Below are 16,278 nucleotides of genomic sequence, written 5' to 3' on the forward strand. Positions count from 1 at the left end.
CGGCCGCCCTCGTCGCCGGAGTCGCTATTCTTCCCCAAAAAGGTTACGCCGTGTTGCTTTCCGTCGCGCGGCCAACGAGTGCGTGACAAGGAGGTCGCCCTGCCGGGCAGCAAGGCGGTCGGTAGCCTACTATCAGGGAAAACCCGCAGAAAGGGGAACCTCTATGGCTCAGTCAACTTCTGATAACGCCGCCGCCATCGAGGCGGCCATTGCTTCCAATGATGAGCATGCCTTCGAGCAGTCCGTTGCCGGCATGTCGCCCTTCGAGGTGAAGAACCTTCTCGTGGCCTATGCCAAGGAGGGCGATAAGCAATCGGCCCGCACCCTGCTCAACGCCGGCCGTGGCAACCCCAACTGGATTGCCACCCGTCCGCGCGAGGCGTTCTTCCTGTTGGGGTCCTTTGCGCTCGAAGAGGCGCGTCGATCCATGAACTTGCCCCTGGGCGTGGCCGGCCTGCCGCAGCAGCAGGGCTGCGCCCAGCGCTTTGTGGCGTTTCTGAAGGCGCACGATGGCGAACCGGGTGCGGAGTTCCTCCAGCAAGGCTATGACTACTTGGTGGGGGAGGGGTTCGATGCTGATTCCCTGGTGCAGGAATGGTCCCAGGGCATCGCGGGCTGCGAGTATCCCATGCCCGACCGTATTCTGGCTCATACCGAGGCCATTGTGAACCGCTACCTGGTGGGCGCAGTATGCGATGGCCAGGCGCCTTCCCAGCCGGTGGACTTGTTCGCCACCGAAGGCGGCACGGCGGCCATGTGCTACTTGTTCTACAGCCTGAAGTGCAATTTCCTGGTCAATCCCGGCGACCGCATGGCGCTTATGACGCCTATTTTCACCCCGTATTTGGAGATTCCCCATCTCAACGACTACGATTTGGACGTGGTGAACATCAACGCCTCCACCCGTACTGACGATGGCTTGCACGCTTGGCAGTACCCTGATGAGGAGCTGGAGAAGCTGGCCGACCCCTCCATCAAGCTGCTGTGTCTGGTGAACCCCTCGAACCCGCCGTCCTACGCCATGGACGAGCATTCGCGCCAGAAGCTGGTCGACATAGTCACGAAGCACAATCCGAATCTGCTCATCATCACCGACGACGTGTACGGCACCTTCGTGCCCCACTATCGGTCGGTGTTCGCCGATCTGCCGCGCAATACGGCTTGCGTCTATTCCTTCTCGAAATACTTTGGGGCCACCGGTTGGCGCCTGGCCACCATTGCCATGGCCCACGATAACCTGTTCGATGAGCTTATTGACCAGCTGCCCGAGGATAAGAAGCAGATCCTGGTGGGACGCTACCAGTCGCTTACCGACGACATTGCGAAGGTGCGCTTCATCGACCGTATGGTGGCCGACTCGCGTCTGGTGGCCCTGAACGGCACGGCGGGGCTGGGCACACCGCAGCAGGTGCAGATGTCGCTGTTCGCCCTGCAAGAGCTCATGGACAAAGACGGCTTGTACCGCACCCAAATGCAGCAGCTGGTCAGCGATCGCCTTCTGTGCCTGTGGAAGAGCCTCGGCTTCAACTTGGAGCCCGACCCTCTGCGCGCCGGCTACTACTCGGTGATCGATTTGGGCCTGTGGGCAACGCGCCTGTACGGCGAAGACTTTGCTGCGTGGCTCAAGAAGAACTACAACTCGCTCGATATCGTGGTGCGTCTGGCTCACGATACGGGCATTGTAGTGATGGACGGCGGCGGCTTCGACGCTCCCGATTGGTCGGTACGTGTTTCGCTGGCCAATTTGGACATCGACGCCTATGAGCAAATTGGCACCCACATTACCGCTATGCTGGCCGATTATGCCGCCGTATGGAAGAAGGAGCAGGCAAGATAGCCTCTTGGCCGCTCCTTGATCGAGGCTGACGCTGTGCCAAGCAGCAGCTTTGTCGGTGTACGCGAGGCTCTTAAGGTTGGTCTCGCGAAAAACAAGAGGGCCGTTCTGGATTGTCCGAGAAGACTGTTCGGACTGGTTCAGGACGGCCCTCCGTATTCGAGCCAAGGTGTTGTCTTAGGCGTGCTTGTAGCCGGTGTACACGGCCAGGGCCATGCAGATGGCGCCGGTCCAGGCAAAAAAACGATGCCACTTCATAGGAACCTCCTTCGCGGTTGGGAAAAGCCTCCGTTATGCTAGCACGGCTATTTTTGCTGGTAGCAAGGAGAATTTTTCATCGTGAACAATCTGTCATTTGCTTATAGTTTACCATTTTTAACATTTTCGACTCGGTAGAAGTAAACATAAGTTAACATGTCAACAGATTCGCCTAGGTAAGTTGACGAGCTATCTACGATGCGAATAATAGCTCAGGCATTTTCATAGGGATTTGCCTATGATGCAAACGTTAGAGCGTAATCCATTCGTCGTTTTTAGGAGGTTCATTATGCATCCTGGTCTTCTTGTTTTGGGCGGTTTCCTGCTGGGTACTGCCGGTGTCAAGGCGGCGTGCAGCCGTCCGGCCCATCGCGCCTATGTGCGTACCACGGTCTGGGGCCTGCAGGCCAAGGACTATGTGGAGCGCGTTGTTGACGAGGCCAAGGCTCAGTGCGACGACATTATGGCCGAGGCGCAGTACGTCAAGACCGTCGAGGACGCCGAGCGCGACGCCGACGAGGTTATCATCGGCCAGACCGTTATCGAGGACGAAGACGGCGACGTGACCGTGGCCGAGGAAACCGTCGTGGAGGAGAAGGAATAAGGCCCGCGCCTTTCCTTCTTGCTGAAACGAAGCGATTTCCATGCGCTGCGTAATCAAACATTCCCTGCCGGGCCGTCTGCGCTTTCAGCTTGACGAGATCCTGAACGAGCACGACGCCATAGCCCTGGAAGAGGTTTTCCTCGAGATGCCCATGGTGACGAAGGCGACGGCGTATCCCAAGGCGGCCAGCTTTGCTGTGGAGTTCGACCCCACGGTTGAAGCGCGAGACACCGTAATCGAGCGCATGGCGGCCCTGACGGACGAGGAGCTTGCCGCCTGGCAGCCCTCCGACCCCTTCACGTTGGCGCCGCGCGCCCGCAACCTGTACGCGGCCATTGCCAACGCCACGGCTTGGTTCCTCATCCGCATTCTCATGCCGAACCCCTTCAAGACCATCTGGTGGCTCTGGCGCGCCATTCCCTTCTGGAAGGCCGGTTTGGCGTCGCTTCGGCAAGGACGCCTTGATGTGCCGGTGCTCGACGCCTCGGCCATTGCCCTCGGATTCACCCAAGGGGCTAACAACGCCGGCGAAACTATGTATCTGCTGCACGTCGGCGAGATCATGGAGGACTTCACCCAAAAGCGCACCGAGTCGAGCCTGGCCCAGTCGCTGCTGGAGATTCCCACCACGGCCTGGGTATGCCGTGACGGCGAAGAGGTGGAAGTGGATCTGTCCGAGCTGCACGAGGGCGACAAGGTCATCGTGCGCATCGGCGGCGCCATTCCCGTGGACGGCACCGTGACGGCCGGCGAGGCCATGGTCAACCAGTCGTCGCTGACCGGCGAGCCGTTGCCGGTGGTGCGCCAGGCGGGCGACACCGTCTATGCGGGCACCGCCGTGGAAGAGGGCGAGATCTGCGTGACCGTGACGGGCGATCCGGCCCAAAGCAAGATCCAGTCCATCTTGACTATGATGGAGGACACCGAGGCGGCCAAGTCCGCCGAGCAGAAGCGCGTCGAGAACATCGCCGACAAACTGGTGCCTTGGAACTTCGCCTTGGCTGCCGTGGTGGCGCTTACCACCCGTTCGCTCATGAAGACGGCGGCCTGTCTGATGGTGGACTATTCCTGCGCTTTGAAGATGTCCGGCGCCATTGCCGTTATGGCCGCTCAGCGCGAGGGCGCCAAGCACGGCTTCATGGTGAAGGGCTCCCGCTACTTCCAGGCCATCGAAGAGGCCGACACCATTGTGTTCGATAAGACCGGCACCTTAACCGATGCTGCTCCCGAGGTGTATCACGTGGAGCCCTATAACGGCTACACGCGCGACGAGGCGCTGCGCCTGGCCGCCTGCCTGGAGGAGCACTTCCCGCATCCTGTGGCCCGCGCAGTGGTGAACAAGGCCTTGGAAGAAGGTCTTGAGCATCGCGAGCTGCATTCGGCGGTGGAGTATGTGGTGGCCCACGGTATTGCCAGCTCGCTCAATGGCAAGCGCGTGGTCATCGGCAGCCAGCACTTCGTCCTTGAGGACGAGGGCGTGCCTGTCTCGTCCGAGCAGCTGGAGCACATCCACAGCCTGGCCCTGGGCACGTCGCCCTTGTTCCTGGCTGTGGACAACGAGTTGCGCGGCGTGCTGTACATCGACGACCCGCTGAAGGCCGACGCCGCCCAGGTTATTCAGGCCCTGCGCGACGAGGGCTTCAAGCGCATCATTATGCTGACCGGCGACGCCGATCGCACGGCTCGCCGTGTGGCCGCCGAGGCCGGCATCGACGATTACCGCGCCGATCTTCTGCCGGAGGACAAGTACGAGCTCATTCGCAAGCTCCAGGACGAGGGCTGCAACGTGTGCATGGTGGGCGATGGCGTGAACGACTCGCCGGCCCTGGCCGCCGCGAACGTGTCCATTGCCATGAGTGCCGGCTCGGCGGTGGCCCGTGAGGCGGCCGACATCGCGCTGACCTCGAATGATCTTGAGGGCATTGTGCGCCTGCGTCGTCTGTCCCGCGTGCTGTCCCACCGCATGAAGCGGGGCTACCGCTTCACCATCGGCTACAACAGCATCTTGCTGGCCCTGGGCATTGCCGGCATCATCACGCCCCAGCAGTCCGCTTTCTTCCACAACGGCGGCACCATCGGCCTATCGGCCGTGAATGCCCGTGCCTATCTGCCCGATGCACCGTTGCTGCCCGTGGGCGAAGGCGAGAGCCGTGCCCAAGAAGAGGCCCACGACCGCGAGATCGAGGCCGTGCTTGAAGGCGAGGAGCCTGCCATCTAGTCAGCCCGCTTCGCTTTGGGTCTCAAGACATTCAGTGGCTTCGAACGCCGCCTGCCAGATGCGTCACAGGCGGCGTTTTTGCTGTTTACGGAAGGGGGAGAGGGAGACGGACTTGCTGTTCGAAGGCGCAAGACGTACACTAAGACCAGGTTAATTGCTGTGGCGGGGGCAATTGGCGCACGTGATAGCGTGTCCGTGCGGCTGAGAAAAGCTGGGCACGGAATGGCCATACTGCTGAAACGACGATCAGGAGTGTGATGTCATGGCATTTCGCGAGGGGGAGTTCGCGCTTGATCAGAGCGAGCGGCTGTTGTCCGGCGAGGGAAGAGGGCTGCCCGATGAAGAGCCGTCGCCTTTGGCCGAGCAATGGCCGTATCTGCGGTTCTTAGGGCTCGGTGCCTGGTGGGCATGGATCTGGCTCTGCTATTTCTCAACCACCTTGGTGGGCGCCTTCCCCGACGAGACTCGTCCCTCTCTGGTGCTGTCCATGTACCTTATCTCGACGCTGGCCATCGGTCTGACCATGGTGATTGCCGCGGGCTTTCACCGTCGCGCCACCATTCTCGTGGATTCCCGCGGTCCTGTTGTCTTTGCCGGTGTTGTGGCGGCTCTCGCCACGGCGGCCCTCGCTTACTCGGGTTCTATGGGTGGCGTGGTGCCCTTTACCGTGGCGGCAGTGCTTACCGGTGCGTGCACGGGTGCGCTTTGCCTTAAGGTGGGTCGCTTGTACGGTACGGTGAACCTGAGCGACTCCCTGACGGCGGGCGCTATGTCGTTGGTGGTGGCAGCGCTGCTGTTCTTTGTTGGCCAGGGCATTCCCGCTCCGTGGCGTGTGGCCTTCGTAGCGTTTTTGCCCCTACTGTCGGCTCTTCTGCTTTGCATGCCCCAGCACGATCCCTACGAGGGCGACGAGTCGTTGGAGGAGAAAACGCACTCGGTGGATCGCTCGGTGATGGTGCTCTACGGCCGTTTGGTGGCGGCGGCCGCAGCGGTGGCCATGACGGCCGGCGTGGCGCGCGGAATCTCTTCGAGCGTGCAGGCAACCGAGGGCTATGGGTTCGAGGGCTCGCTCATTGTGGCTATTATCGGATTGACCGGTGTTGCCCTGGTGTGGCTCGTGAATCGCATGGCCGTGCATCGCAAAGGCGCGCGTATCGCTTATACGGCGCTGATGATTGCCGGCATTGCCCTTATGTTGGCCACGTGCTTCGGCGTGCCTATTTCGTATCTGAGCATTGGCAAGGAGACGCTCTGGCTCGTCCTGTCGTGCCTGATGGCCTTCATGGCCTTCCGCTTCGGGTTTTCCAGCGTGCGTGCCTTCGCCCTGGGTCAGGCCGCTTATTACCTGGCCTCGACCGCTGGTTGGGGCATCGGGGCCTTGGTGGCCCCGGCCTACGATGACCCTACGGTGCGTATGGCCGTGGGTGCTGTTATGGCTTTTGCCGTCGTGCTCATACTTACATTGCTCTTTACCGAGCGCGATATCCGGTCCATCGTGCTGACACCGGTAACCCAGCCAGTCTCGGTGGTATCGAAAAATGTTGCAATGCCAGCTTCGTGTTCCGCGGGCTGTCCTATGAAGGGCTCAACGTCCGCGACCGTTGACGATGCGGCTGGCGTATCGACTTTGGGTTCTGGTGCGTCGACCCCGTCGATGAGCCCGTCGGAGAGCCCTGTTTTCGCGGCGCCGGAAGGAGGAGCGGCTGTCGAGCTTGTTGATCCGCGGCAGCAGCTGCTCGAAGAGCGTTATGGTTTGTCGTTGCGCGAGATAGAGATCATGGATCTGTTTGCCCAGGGTCGTTCAGCGAACTGGATTGCCGATGCGCTCTTTATTTCGAAGAACACGGTGCGTTCCCACTTGCGCGCTATTTACGGCAAGCTGGATGTGCACACGCGTCAGGAGCTCCTCGATCGTCTTAATGCTCTTATATGAGGATAATATTCGTAAATTAGAATAAATTTGACAAGGAATTTTATTGTCAATAGTCCTTTTTTGATGGTTCGCAAATCCTACTTTTTGAGACCCGAACCGTCATTTTATGATCATGATTCTCATGAATTCTGCGGCCTAGAATCGTCTCAGAGATCACGCAGCGAGCCCGAGCCGAAGAGAGCGGCTCCCGCTGCCGAGAGAGACGAGGGGCATCATGACAACGGATCTGATCAAACACAATCCTCTTCTGAAAAAGCCGGTTATGACCGTGCTGGCGCTGGCCGAAGATGTCACGGATCGTGCCGCGCTGGAGACGGCGGCGGCCGCCGCATGGGACCCTTCGTTTTCGCAGACGCCCGGCGCCATTATTGATGTGCTGGTGCGCGGCGGCTCTATGACGGCCTGCTCCTTTGTGAACGGCGAGCCCTACGAGGGAACCCTTGAGGACATGCAACTTGACGAGACCGTGCCCGACGACGCCGTGGCGGAGGTGCGTCTTTCGCTGACCGACGAGGGGCGCGCCCTGCGCACTGCCTACGAGCCCGAGCGCACCGTGGCCGAGCTGCTGGAGAGTCGCCCCCAGTATGACGAGGTATTCCGCTCAGTCGTGTCGTCCTGCGCCACGGAGGCCGGCGCGGCGCTTCCGACTCTCGAAGCCCTTATCGCAACGTTCCCCGTAACGGGAGGCGCCGAGAAGACCAAGGTGTACCCCCAGTACTTCATCGACGCGCTGGAAACGGCTGGCGCCATCACCTGGGACGGCGCGTGGCGGGCAACGGCTGCCGGGCGTTCTCTCCTTGCTTCCTAGTCTTATTCGCACCGCGGGCATTTCCCTCCTCCTCTCCTTCCTTCCGCCCGCGGCCTTCTCTTCCTTCGCCCGCGGGGAAACGCTGCCCCCCTCAGCGTTTCCCTTCAGGCCCGGCGCCTGGCGCCTTCCTTTCAGAGGCTGTGTTTCGGCCGAGCTCACCGAAGCATGTCCCATAGCACTACCTAGCTGTAACCGTTATTTCAATCGATATCAGAAGAAGGGATGGAAACAGTGGCTCAGACGAGTATCAGCAGACGCGGCTTTGTGAAGCTGGGAATGTTCGCCTCGGCTGTCGCTGCCATGGCGGGCACCGCCACTTCGAACCTCATCGAAGTGGAGCCCGCACTGGCTGACGAGAGTGGCGAGACCCAGAAGATTCGCACTATCTGCCGTGCCTGCCTCAACAACTGCGGCATGATCGCCCATGTGCGCGACGGCCGTGTGGTGAAGCTTGAGGGCGACCCCGGCGACCCCATGAACAAGGGCGCCGCCTGCGCCAAGGGCTTGGCCGGCATTCAGGCGCTCTACAACCCCAATCGCATCAAGTACCCCATGAAGCGCGTGGGCGAGCGCGGCTCCAACCAGTGGGAGCGCATCTCCTGGGAGCAGGCCATCAACGAGATTGCCGACGTGATGTGGGAGTACTACCAGAAGGAAGGTCCGAAGTGCCTGGTCACCTCCACGGGCGGCGGTGGCAACCCGCAGTTCTTCAGCCCTGCGCGCTTCCTGTCGGTGTGGGGCGGCGGCAACTTCTTTGAGCCGGGCTGCGCCCAGTGCTACCTGCCGCGCAACCATATGGAGTTCTGCCTGAACGGCACCGCTGACACGTCCTTGGCCGACGGCCCGGTGACTGAGGTCTACCTGCCCGATTGCCAGACCAAGACCTATGTCATGTGGGGTGTGGGACCTTCCACCCACGGCATCGGCTCCACGGGTCGCGTGGTCACCGAGCTGCGCAACAACGGCATGAAGACCGTCGTCATCGACCCGCGTCTGACGCCGGACGCTGCTCGTGCCGATGTGTGGCTGGCCATTCGCCCGGGCACCGATGTGGCCCTCATGCTGGCCTGGATGCGCTACATCATCGACAACGACTTGTGGAACAAGGAGTTCGTCACGAAGTGGTCGAACCTTCCGTTCCTGGTGAACGAGGAAACGCGTCTGACCTATCGCGCCGACGAGCTGGGCCTGGGATCTCACGACGAGTACGTCATTTACGACAACAAGACGAAGTCGGTCAAGGCCATGCCGTACCCCTTCGACGAGTCTCTCGATCCGGCCATGTTCGGTTCCTACGAGCTGCCCAATGGCAAGACGGCCCGCACGGCCTTCCAGATCATGAAGGAGCATGTGGACGAGTGGACGCTCGAGAAGGCCGCCGAGGTGTGCTGGCTCGACGCCGGCGAGATCGAGGAGGCCATCAAGATCTACGTCGAGGGCTGCCCGAATGCCGGCATCTCGCTGGGCGTGGCCACCGACCAGGCGCGTAACTCCGCCCAGGCCGCTCAGGGCGATGCGGTGCTCGACATCCTCATGGGATGCATCCGCGTGCCCGGCGCCATCGTGCAGGACCGTCCCTGCTACGTGGAGCCCTGCAACTACGTGGTGCAGCCCTTCGGTCTGCACCATCCCGATCATCCGCTCAAGATGCCCGAGGCCGAGGCCAACGCGCGCTTGGGCTACACCGAGCACAAGGGTCTGGGCCACTGGCTGGCCTCGCACATCCCCACGGTGCTCAAGGCCATCGAGACCGGCGAGCCCTATCGTCCGCGCATCTGGATCGAGCGTTCCGGCAACAAGCTGGCCATGATCGGCAATGCGAGCCGTTTCTACGACGCCATGATGACCACCGACCTGAACGTGCATATGTACATGCACTGGACCACGACGAGCGTCTGCCTGGCCGACTACGTGCTGCCCACGGCCGAGTGGCTTGAGACCAACTACGCTCAGGACCGTTTGAACACCTATGCCATCCGCCGCGCCTGCACCCAGCTCTATGAAGCCGTGGACGAGTGCATGCACTGGTCGTGGCTGGCCGCGGCTCTGGCCGAGCGTGGGCACCAGCGCGCCATCGACTCGTTCAATCCCGACATTGCCGGCAAGTTCTACGGTACCTACTGGAAGACCTACGAGGAGTACATGGACTACGTAGGATACTTCGTGGGCAGCTTCTACTACGGCACCGAGGATTGGGATTGGGCCACCTTCGACGCCCAGGCGCCCTCGGAGTACGAGACCATCGAGCAGTACGCGCAGAAGTCCTACGACTCGCACCTTGAGCCGGACGAGAACGGCCTGCCGGTGGGCTTCCACACCACGTCCAAGCGCACCGAGCCCTACTTCGACGGCAATATCCTGCTGGGCCTGACGGGTGCGGTGGACGGCAGCGGTTCCATGGACCCGGCCACCGACGTGTTCCCGGCCTCCGACAACTACAACCCGCTGCCGTACTACCTGGAGCCCTTCGAGAGCCCCGTGGAAGGCGATCCGGGCTACGACGCGAACTATCCCTACGTGCTCACTCAGGGACGCCTGCCCATCTTCCATCATGGCACCTTGCGCAACACGCCCTGGACGCGCGAGCTGTGGCCCTACCCCGAGGCATGGATCAATCCCGAGACGGCTCGCGAGATTGGCATCGAGGACGGCGACTGGCTGTGGCTGGAGAGCAAGCGCGGCAAGACCCAGGGCCGTGCCCGTGTGACGAAGTCCGTGGCTCCGAAGGTCATCTACCAGGAACGTTTCTGGAACCCCGAGCTGCTGGATTCCGACGATCCGAACCGCGCCTGGCAGGCGATGAACATCAACCTGCTGACGCAGAACAACGACGAGTGCCCGTTCAACGACGTGTACGGCACCTACACCCTGCGCGGTGTGTGCATCAACGTCACCAAGGCCGACGGCGCGCCCGAGGGCGTGTGGACCGAGCCCAAGGACTTCACTCCTTGGCTGCCTGAGCCGTCCGAGAACACTGGAGGAGGTAATGCCGTCTATGGCGCGTAATTGTATCGTAGTCAACCTCGACCGCTGCATCGGCTGCTGGAGCTGCGAGGTGGCCTGCAAGCTTGAGAACGACGTGGCGCTCGGCGAGCGCTGGAACAAGGTGGTGCAGGTGGAGCCCTTCGGCGAGTTCCCCCACGTGTCCACCTACTGGCTGCCCACTATGTGCCAGCAGTGCGAGGAGTCTCCCTGCACCCATGTGTGCCCCACCGGCGCGTCCTACCGCGACGAGCAGACCGGCATGGTGCTGGTGAACAAGGAGAAGTGCATCGGCTGCAAGTACTGCATGATGGCCTGCCCCTACGGCGTGCGCAGCTGGAACGAGGAGCAGCAGGTGGTGGAGAAGTGCACCCTGTGCAACCACCTGACCGCCGCTGGCGAGAAGCCGGCCTGTGTGAAGAACTGCTGTGGCACGGCCCGCTACTACGGCGACTTGGACGACCCGAACTCCGATGCCTCCAAGGCTTTGGCCGCGGCCGATGCCGATGCCGTGCACAAGCTGCCCGATGTGGGCAATCACCCGCTGACGTCCTACATCCTCTCCTCCCGCTTCGGCGAGTGGCGCGTGGATGACCTGACGCAGCAGACCAGCAAGTACGTGACGACCGAGGGGAGTGTCGACTAATGGAAATCCAATGGTCCCTCGTGCTCTTCACCGTGGTAAGCGGCGCGGGAGCATGGCTGTTCGCCTCCTCGATGATCGAGGCGCTGGCGAAGAAGGACGAGCTGCCGACGAAGGTCGAGTCCATTGTGGCCTTCGTGCTGCTGGCCGTGGGCGGCTGCCTGTCGGTGACGCACCTGAAGCATGTCGATCGCATTCTTGAGGCGCTGAACCATCCCACCTCCGGCATCTTCGTCGAGGCTGCCATGATTGGCGTGACCTGCGCGCTCATCGCCATCTACTTCATTTTGCTGGTGCGCGGCTCTTCCAAGGGCATCCTTACCGGCGTTGGCCTGGCCGCGGCGGTGGTGGGTGTCATCTTCACCTTTGCCTGCGGTGCCTCCTACATGATGGACGCTCGCGCCGTTTGGTGCACCCCGGCGCTGCCGGCCGCCTACGGACTGACGGCAGCCGGTTTGGGCACGGCGGTGAACCTGCTCATGAAGGCGGCGCAGAAGCGCGAGGCTGCCTCGGTGAGCCTGGCCGGCCTGCTGGCCCTTATTGGTAGCATCTGCGGTCTGGTGGTATCGGCGGTGTTTCTGCTGGGCGCCGGCGAGGTAGTGGTTGCCATGGCTATGCCGTGGACGGTAGCCCTGGTGATTGCGGCCGTGGTGGCGCTGGCCTGCGGCGCCGTGGCCTGGAAAAAGCCGGAGCTCGGTTTGGCTTTGGGCGTGGTGGCTACGGCCGGTGCTTGCATTGCCGCTATCGCTCTGCGTGTGGCTATGTGGCTCGTGGGCACGCCGCTGCTGGACTTCTTCCTTATGCCGCTTGAATAGTTCTTCTGGGATGGGGCGGATGATTGGCTGCCCCATCCCTCTTTCGAAGGAAGCTGATTGATTTTCGGCTCCCTCCGCCTTGAGGGCTCGGGTAGCTTGTTCGGTTACCCATCCCTCCGCTTCGAACCACGGGGTAGTGCTCAGTCGCTCAGACAGCCCTCGCTTTGGGGGATGCCGACAGGACATTTCGCTTCCCTCCGCTTTGAGGGCTCGGGAAGCGCTCAGTCGCTCAGACAGTCCTCGCTCGGCGAAACAGTCCACTGGACTGTTTCGTTCGCTGCGGAACTCGCTTTATGAGCACCACCCGAACCCTCAAAGCTGCTTTGACGCGGTTGGTGAGCACCACCCCGTGTTTCGAAGCTGCTCTACCGTACTTGAAGTATTGCCAATAATTCTTATGAGGAGGTGGGCGTTATGGCCCTGGATCAGGAAATCATCGATTACGTGAAGGACAGCGCCGAAACCTATCGCTTCCTGTCCCATATGGTGTTCAAGGAGCTGGATGCCGCTACTATTGAGGCGGTGGCAGCCATTGAGTTTCCCACGGAAACGGGCAACGAGCACCTGGACGAGGGCTATCGCCTTATTCGCCGCTACTTCAATTTCTCGGCGTCCGATCGACGTACGCAGTTGGCCTGCGAATACGCCCGCATCTTTTTGGCTGCCGGCGTGTATGTGAAAAGCGACAAGACGGCCATTCCCTACGAGTCGGTATTCACGAGCCCCGAGCGCATCATGATGCAGGCTTCGCGCGATGACGTGGTGCGACGCTTCGCCCGCGACGGCTTTAAGGTGAATCCGGCGCTTCACGAGCCGGAGGACCATCTCGCTTTCGAGCTGGAGTACCTGGCCCACCTGAACGACCGCGCTGCTGTTTTGGCCGAGGCGGGGGATGCGGTGGGTCTGCGCGCGAACTTCGCCCGTCAGGTTGACTTTATCGAGACCCATATCCTGAACTGGTTGCCGGCGCTGACTACGGCTGCCCGCGGCTTTGCGAAGCTGGCCTTCTATCCGGGCATGCTGCTGGTGGCTCAGGGAACGGCCGAAACGTGCCGCGAGACGCTGACGGAATTGGCGGATGAGCTTACGGGCGAGCAGGCGGCGTAGGGGAGGCATGATGGCGAAGAGCCGAGGCATAGAGCGCCGCACTCTGCTGATCGGTGGGGCGGCTGTGGCGGCGGGCGTCCTCTGCGGCGCGGCGGCACTCCCTCTGGCGGCCCAGGCCGACGTGCTGCGACCGCCGGGATCGCTGCCCGAGGACGAGTTCATGGCTCGCTGCATTCGCTGCGAGCGCTGTATTTCCGTGTGTCCCACCGATGTGCTGGCGCCCCTTACCGTGGAGCAGGGCGTATGGGCCGTGCGCACGCCCTTCGTGACGTTTGCCGCCGACAGCTGCACCTTCTGCGACGAGTGCCGCAAGGTATGCCCGACGGCCGCCATTGGGACAGTCGACCCCTATCAGCCGGTGCTGGGGCGCATTGGCGTGGCCGTGGTTGAGCCCGATCGCTGCGTGGCCTTCGATCAGGCGGGTACCTGCGGCGTATGCGTTGACGCCTGTCCCTACGAGGCGCTCTCCTTCGACGAGGGGCGTCGTCCCGTCGTGGAGGCTGAGAAGTGCAACGGCTGCGGCGAGTGCGTGAAAATTTGTCCCGCCAACGTGCTGACCTCGTTTTCCGGGGGCAGCCAGCGCGGCATTAACGTACTGACTACGAAACAGTACGCCGAAAGGAGTGCCTCATGAACCCCGAGAAAGGTCCCCAGCAGGGGCGCGCCATCCGACGGGCCCGCACGGTGACGCTTCTGGCGGTGTTCGTTGCGGTCATCGTCTCGCTTGCCTTCGATTCGGGTCTTGGCACCCCCTCCTCCTTTGGCATCGGCGAGTTTTTCCTGTTGTGCCCCTTGGGAGGTCTCGAGGCGTTGCTGGCCAGCAAGGCGCTTATCCCCGTGACGCTTATTTCGTTTGCGGTTGTGGCGGTGGGCGCGCTGCTGCTGGGTCGCTCCTGGTGCGCGTGGGGCTGCCCGGCGCCGGTCATTCGCCGCTTCTTCAAGCGCGAGCCGAAATTCGAGGGGCTCGGGTCGGGGGAGGGCCCCAACGCCTGTGCGGCGGGGCACCCCACGAACGCCCTGGCGACCGAGGACGAGGGCGCTGGCAATGGCGGCAAGCCCCAGGGTTGTGCGGCGAAGACGGCTGCGCGCTCGCTGTGGCGAGACCGCCTGTCCCATGCCGGCCGCGATCCGCGCACATGGACGCTGGTGGCCGTGCTGGTGGCGGCGCTCATCGCCGGTTTCCCGCTGTTTTGCCTGGTATGCCCCATCGGGCTCACCTTCGGCACCGTGGGGTCGCTCTGGCATCTTATCGTGGACAAGCAGATGACGTTCTCGGTGCTGGTGTTTCCTGCCGCCCTGTTGGTGGAGTTGGTGCTCTACCGCAAGTGGTGCATGAACCTGTGCCCTATCGCCGGGCTGCTCAACTTGTTCGGCCAGTTCGCCCGGTTCGGGCGTCCGCGCATCAACGAGGCCACCTGCCTGCGCGCCGACGGCACCCCTTGCACCGCCTGCACGGCGGTGTGCTCCGAGCGCATCGATATGCACGATGCTGACGGAGCCATTCAGCTGGGAGACTGCACTCGCTGCGGGGAGTGCGCCAAAGCCTGCCCCACAGGATCCATCACCTTCGCGCTTAAGGCGCAGGGTGAAGAGCATCCCGCTGTTGCGCCTACGGCTGAGGAACCAGTGGCAGGGTAGCGCGGAAGCGGCCAGTGGGTCTAAGAGCTGGCGATTACTTCGAATCTATGCGTTTTGTGGCCGCTTTGCACGACGAGCAAAGCGGCCAACCGTGTTTTTCGAGGAATTCCAACCGTGATTTTCGAGGAAGTTCGATCGTGTTTTTCGAGGAGCTGGGAACGAGCGGTGAATGATCGCCTGCATCGAAGGGCTAGAGTGTTTGTCTGTGGTGCGCCCCGAGGATTTCCTCGGGGCTTTTCCTATGCACGAGGAAGAGGGTTGCCGCTTCCGTACCACCTTCGTTTTTCTTATTTTATCCTCACTTGTGAATAATACTAGTGCGCTCTCTATCTGGGAAAACTCCTGAATGATGCAAAGTGCATCAACATTGCTTCCTCGCGAAATGATGCGATTTGAAACTTGTTGCACCCTCTCTCGGTCGGGAAAATGCGAAGCGTCAAGTGGCCGTGGAAGAGGCGGCCGGGGGAATTAAAGAGAGGGGAGACGCGTAGCCATGAACCAGTCTACTCTGTGCTCGTCGGGTTGTACCGACCAAAGCGCTTGCCAGTGCGGCGCCGGCCAAAGCGATGCTATTCAGCGGAACGTGGCGGAGGCATTCGAGCCCCAGCCGCTGCGCCCGTCCGATTACGCTCTTATGAAGCGCCACAAGCCCCGTCACACGGTCAATGTGGAGAAGTCGCCCATTCTGGTGGCGAACCCGTCCTATGCGACGCCCGCCTATGATCTTGTTTCGTTTTGCGAAGAAGAGCGCGACTTCGACGAGGCCGTGCAGCTTCTGAAGAACAACACCTATCCCAAAACCTTTGTTGCCGCCGCCGACGGTTTCGTGTCCCTCATGGTGGACAACGACTTCCTGGCCATGAACATCTACGTTGACGGCGAGCCCTATGAGGGCACCTTCGACGACTTGGTCGAGGACGAGTCCATTCCTGTTGAGGCCGAGGTTACCTATGGCGTGCGCGCCACCGATCTGGGTCGCGAGACCGCGGCCCCCTATGCGCCCACCACGCAGCTGGCGAAGCTCATCGAGAGCGACGAGGAAGCGGCGCCGGTGCATCTGCGCGTGCTGGAGCTGTGCAGCGCGGAGGGCGGTTGCTCCAAGCAGGAGCTCGACCGCACCCTGAACGCCGAGGGGCTCATTCCCCACGACGAGCGCACGGGGCTCATCAGCATTTATCCCGCCTACTACATCGACAACCTTGAGAAAGCAGGGGGTCTGGTGTGGAAGAACACTTGGCTTGCAACCGACGAGGGGAGGGAAGTTCTGGCCAACACCCGATAGCGTCACCGTTTCGAAGAGAGATCCAAGGAATAGAGAGAAGGAAAGGAAGGAGAACTAGCATGGCTAAAGCAACTATGAGCCGTCGTGGGTTTCTGAAGACGGCCGCCGCCACCGGTGCGGTCGCCGCCGCCACGGGAGCCTTCGCCTCCAACTTCA

At 61.8% G+C, this 16,278-nt stretch carries 13 protein-coding genes; all 13 read left to right on the plus strand.

All coding sequences use genetic code 11. The annotated features are described in order from the left end of the window. The first annotated feature begins 163 nt into the window (after positions 1-163). Entirely contained in the window at positions 164-1,837 is a 1,674-nt protein-coding gene (locus QZ307_RS08340) for a bifunctional aspartate transaminase/aspartate 4-decarboxylase (RefSeq protein WP_295998527.1), read from the plus strand. A gap of 544 nt (positions 1,838-2,381) precedes the next feature. After that, complete coding sequence (locus QZ307_RS08345) at positions 2,382-2,696, plus strand: DUF6110 family protein (protein ID WP_295998531.1); 315 nt, start codon at positions 2,382-2,384, stop codon at positions 2,694-2,696. Between the two features lie 40 nt (positions 2,697-2,736). Then, positions 2,737-4,914: a heavy metal translocating P-type ATPase gene (locus QZ307_RS08350; protein WP_295998533.1), complete on the plus strand. Its 2,178-nt coding sequence runs from the start codon at positions 2,737-2,739 to the stop codon at positions 4,912-4,914. A 262-nt stretch (positions 4,915-5,176) separates the two neighbouring features. Beyond that, complete coding sequence (locus QZ307_RS08355; RefSeq protein ID WP_295998535.1) at positions 5,177-6,847, plus strand: LuxR C-terminal-related transcriptional regulator; 1,671 nt, start codon at positions 5,177-5,179, stop codon at positions 6,845-6,847. A gap of 214 nt (positions 6,848-7,061) precedes the next feature. Then, positions 7,062-7,655 carry a hypothetical protein gene (locus tag QZ307_RS08360; protein WP_295998537.1) on the plus strand — a complete coding sequence of 198 codons (594 nt, stop codon included), beginning with the start codon at positions 7,062-7,064 and terminating at the stop codon, positions 7,653-7,655. A 264-nt stretch (positions 7,656-7,919) separates the two neighbouring features. Next, the gene (locus tag QZ307_RS08365) at positions 7,920-10,661 is read left to right on the plus strand and encodes a molybdopterin-dependent oxidoreductase (RefSeq protein ID WP_295998538.1); all 2,742 of its coding nucleotides are present in this window, start codon (positions 7,920-7,922) and stop codon (positions 10,659-10,661) included. Further along, on the plus strand, positions 10,651-11,283 hold the full coding sequence (locus QZ307_RS08370) for a 4Fe-4S dicluster domain-containing protein (protein WP_275206698.1): 633 nt from the start codon (positions 10,651-10,653) through the stop codon (positions 11,281-11,283). The genes QZ307_RS08365 and QZ307_RS08370 overlap by 11 nt, the downstream gene beginning before the upstream one ends. Continuing rightward, complete coding sequence (locus QZ307_RS08375; protein ID WP_295998543.1) at positions 11,283-12,095, plus strand: DmsC/YnfH family molybdoenzyme membrane anchor subunit; 813 nt, start codon at positions 11,283-11,285, stop codon at positions 12,093-12,095. The genes QZ307_RS08370 and QZ307_RS08375 overlap by 1 nt, the downstream gene beginning before the upstream one ends. A 414-nt stretch (positions 12,096-12,509) precedes the next feature. Further along, positions 12,510-13,202, plus strand: coding sequence for a molecular chaperone (locus QZ307_RS08380; protein WP_295998546.1), 693 nt, complete (start codon positions 12,510-12,512; stop codon positions 13,200-13,202). A 10-nt stretch (positions 13,203-13,212) separates the two neighbouring features. Then, a complete protein-coding gene (locus tag QZ307_RS08385; protein WP_295998550.1) occupies positions 13,213-13,836 on the plus strand; it encodes a 4Fe-4S dicluster domain-containing protein in 624 nt (207 codons plus the stop codon). Further along, positions 13,833-14,840, plus strand: coding sequence for a 4Fe-4S binding protein (locus QZ307_RS08390; protein ID WP_295998553.1), 1,008 nt, complete (start codon positions 13,833-13,835; stop codon positions 14,838-14,840). Before QZ307_RS08385 ends, QZ307_RS08390 begins: the two co-directional genes overlap by 4 nt. A 493-nt stretch (positions 14,841-15,333) precedes the next feature. After that, on the plus strand, positions 15,334-16,122 hold the full coding sequence (locus QZ307_RS08395; protein ID WP_295998556.1) for a hypothetical protein: 789 nt from the start codon (positions 15,334-15,336) through the stop codon (positions 16,120-16,122). Positions 16,123-16,196: 74 nt separating this feature from the next. After that, positions 16,197-16,278, plus strand: an 82-nt coding sequence (locus tag QZ307_RS11080; protein WP_366778946.1) for a twin-arginine translocation signal domain-containing protein, incomplete at its 3' end; no start/stop codon positions are given.

Origin of the sequence: uncultured Adlercreutzia sp., assembly GCA_910585575.1 — a bacterium.
Taxonomy (GTDB): Bacteria; Actinomycetota; Coriobacteriia; order Coriobacteriales; family Eggerthellaceae; genus Adlercreutzia.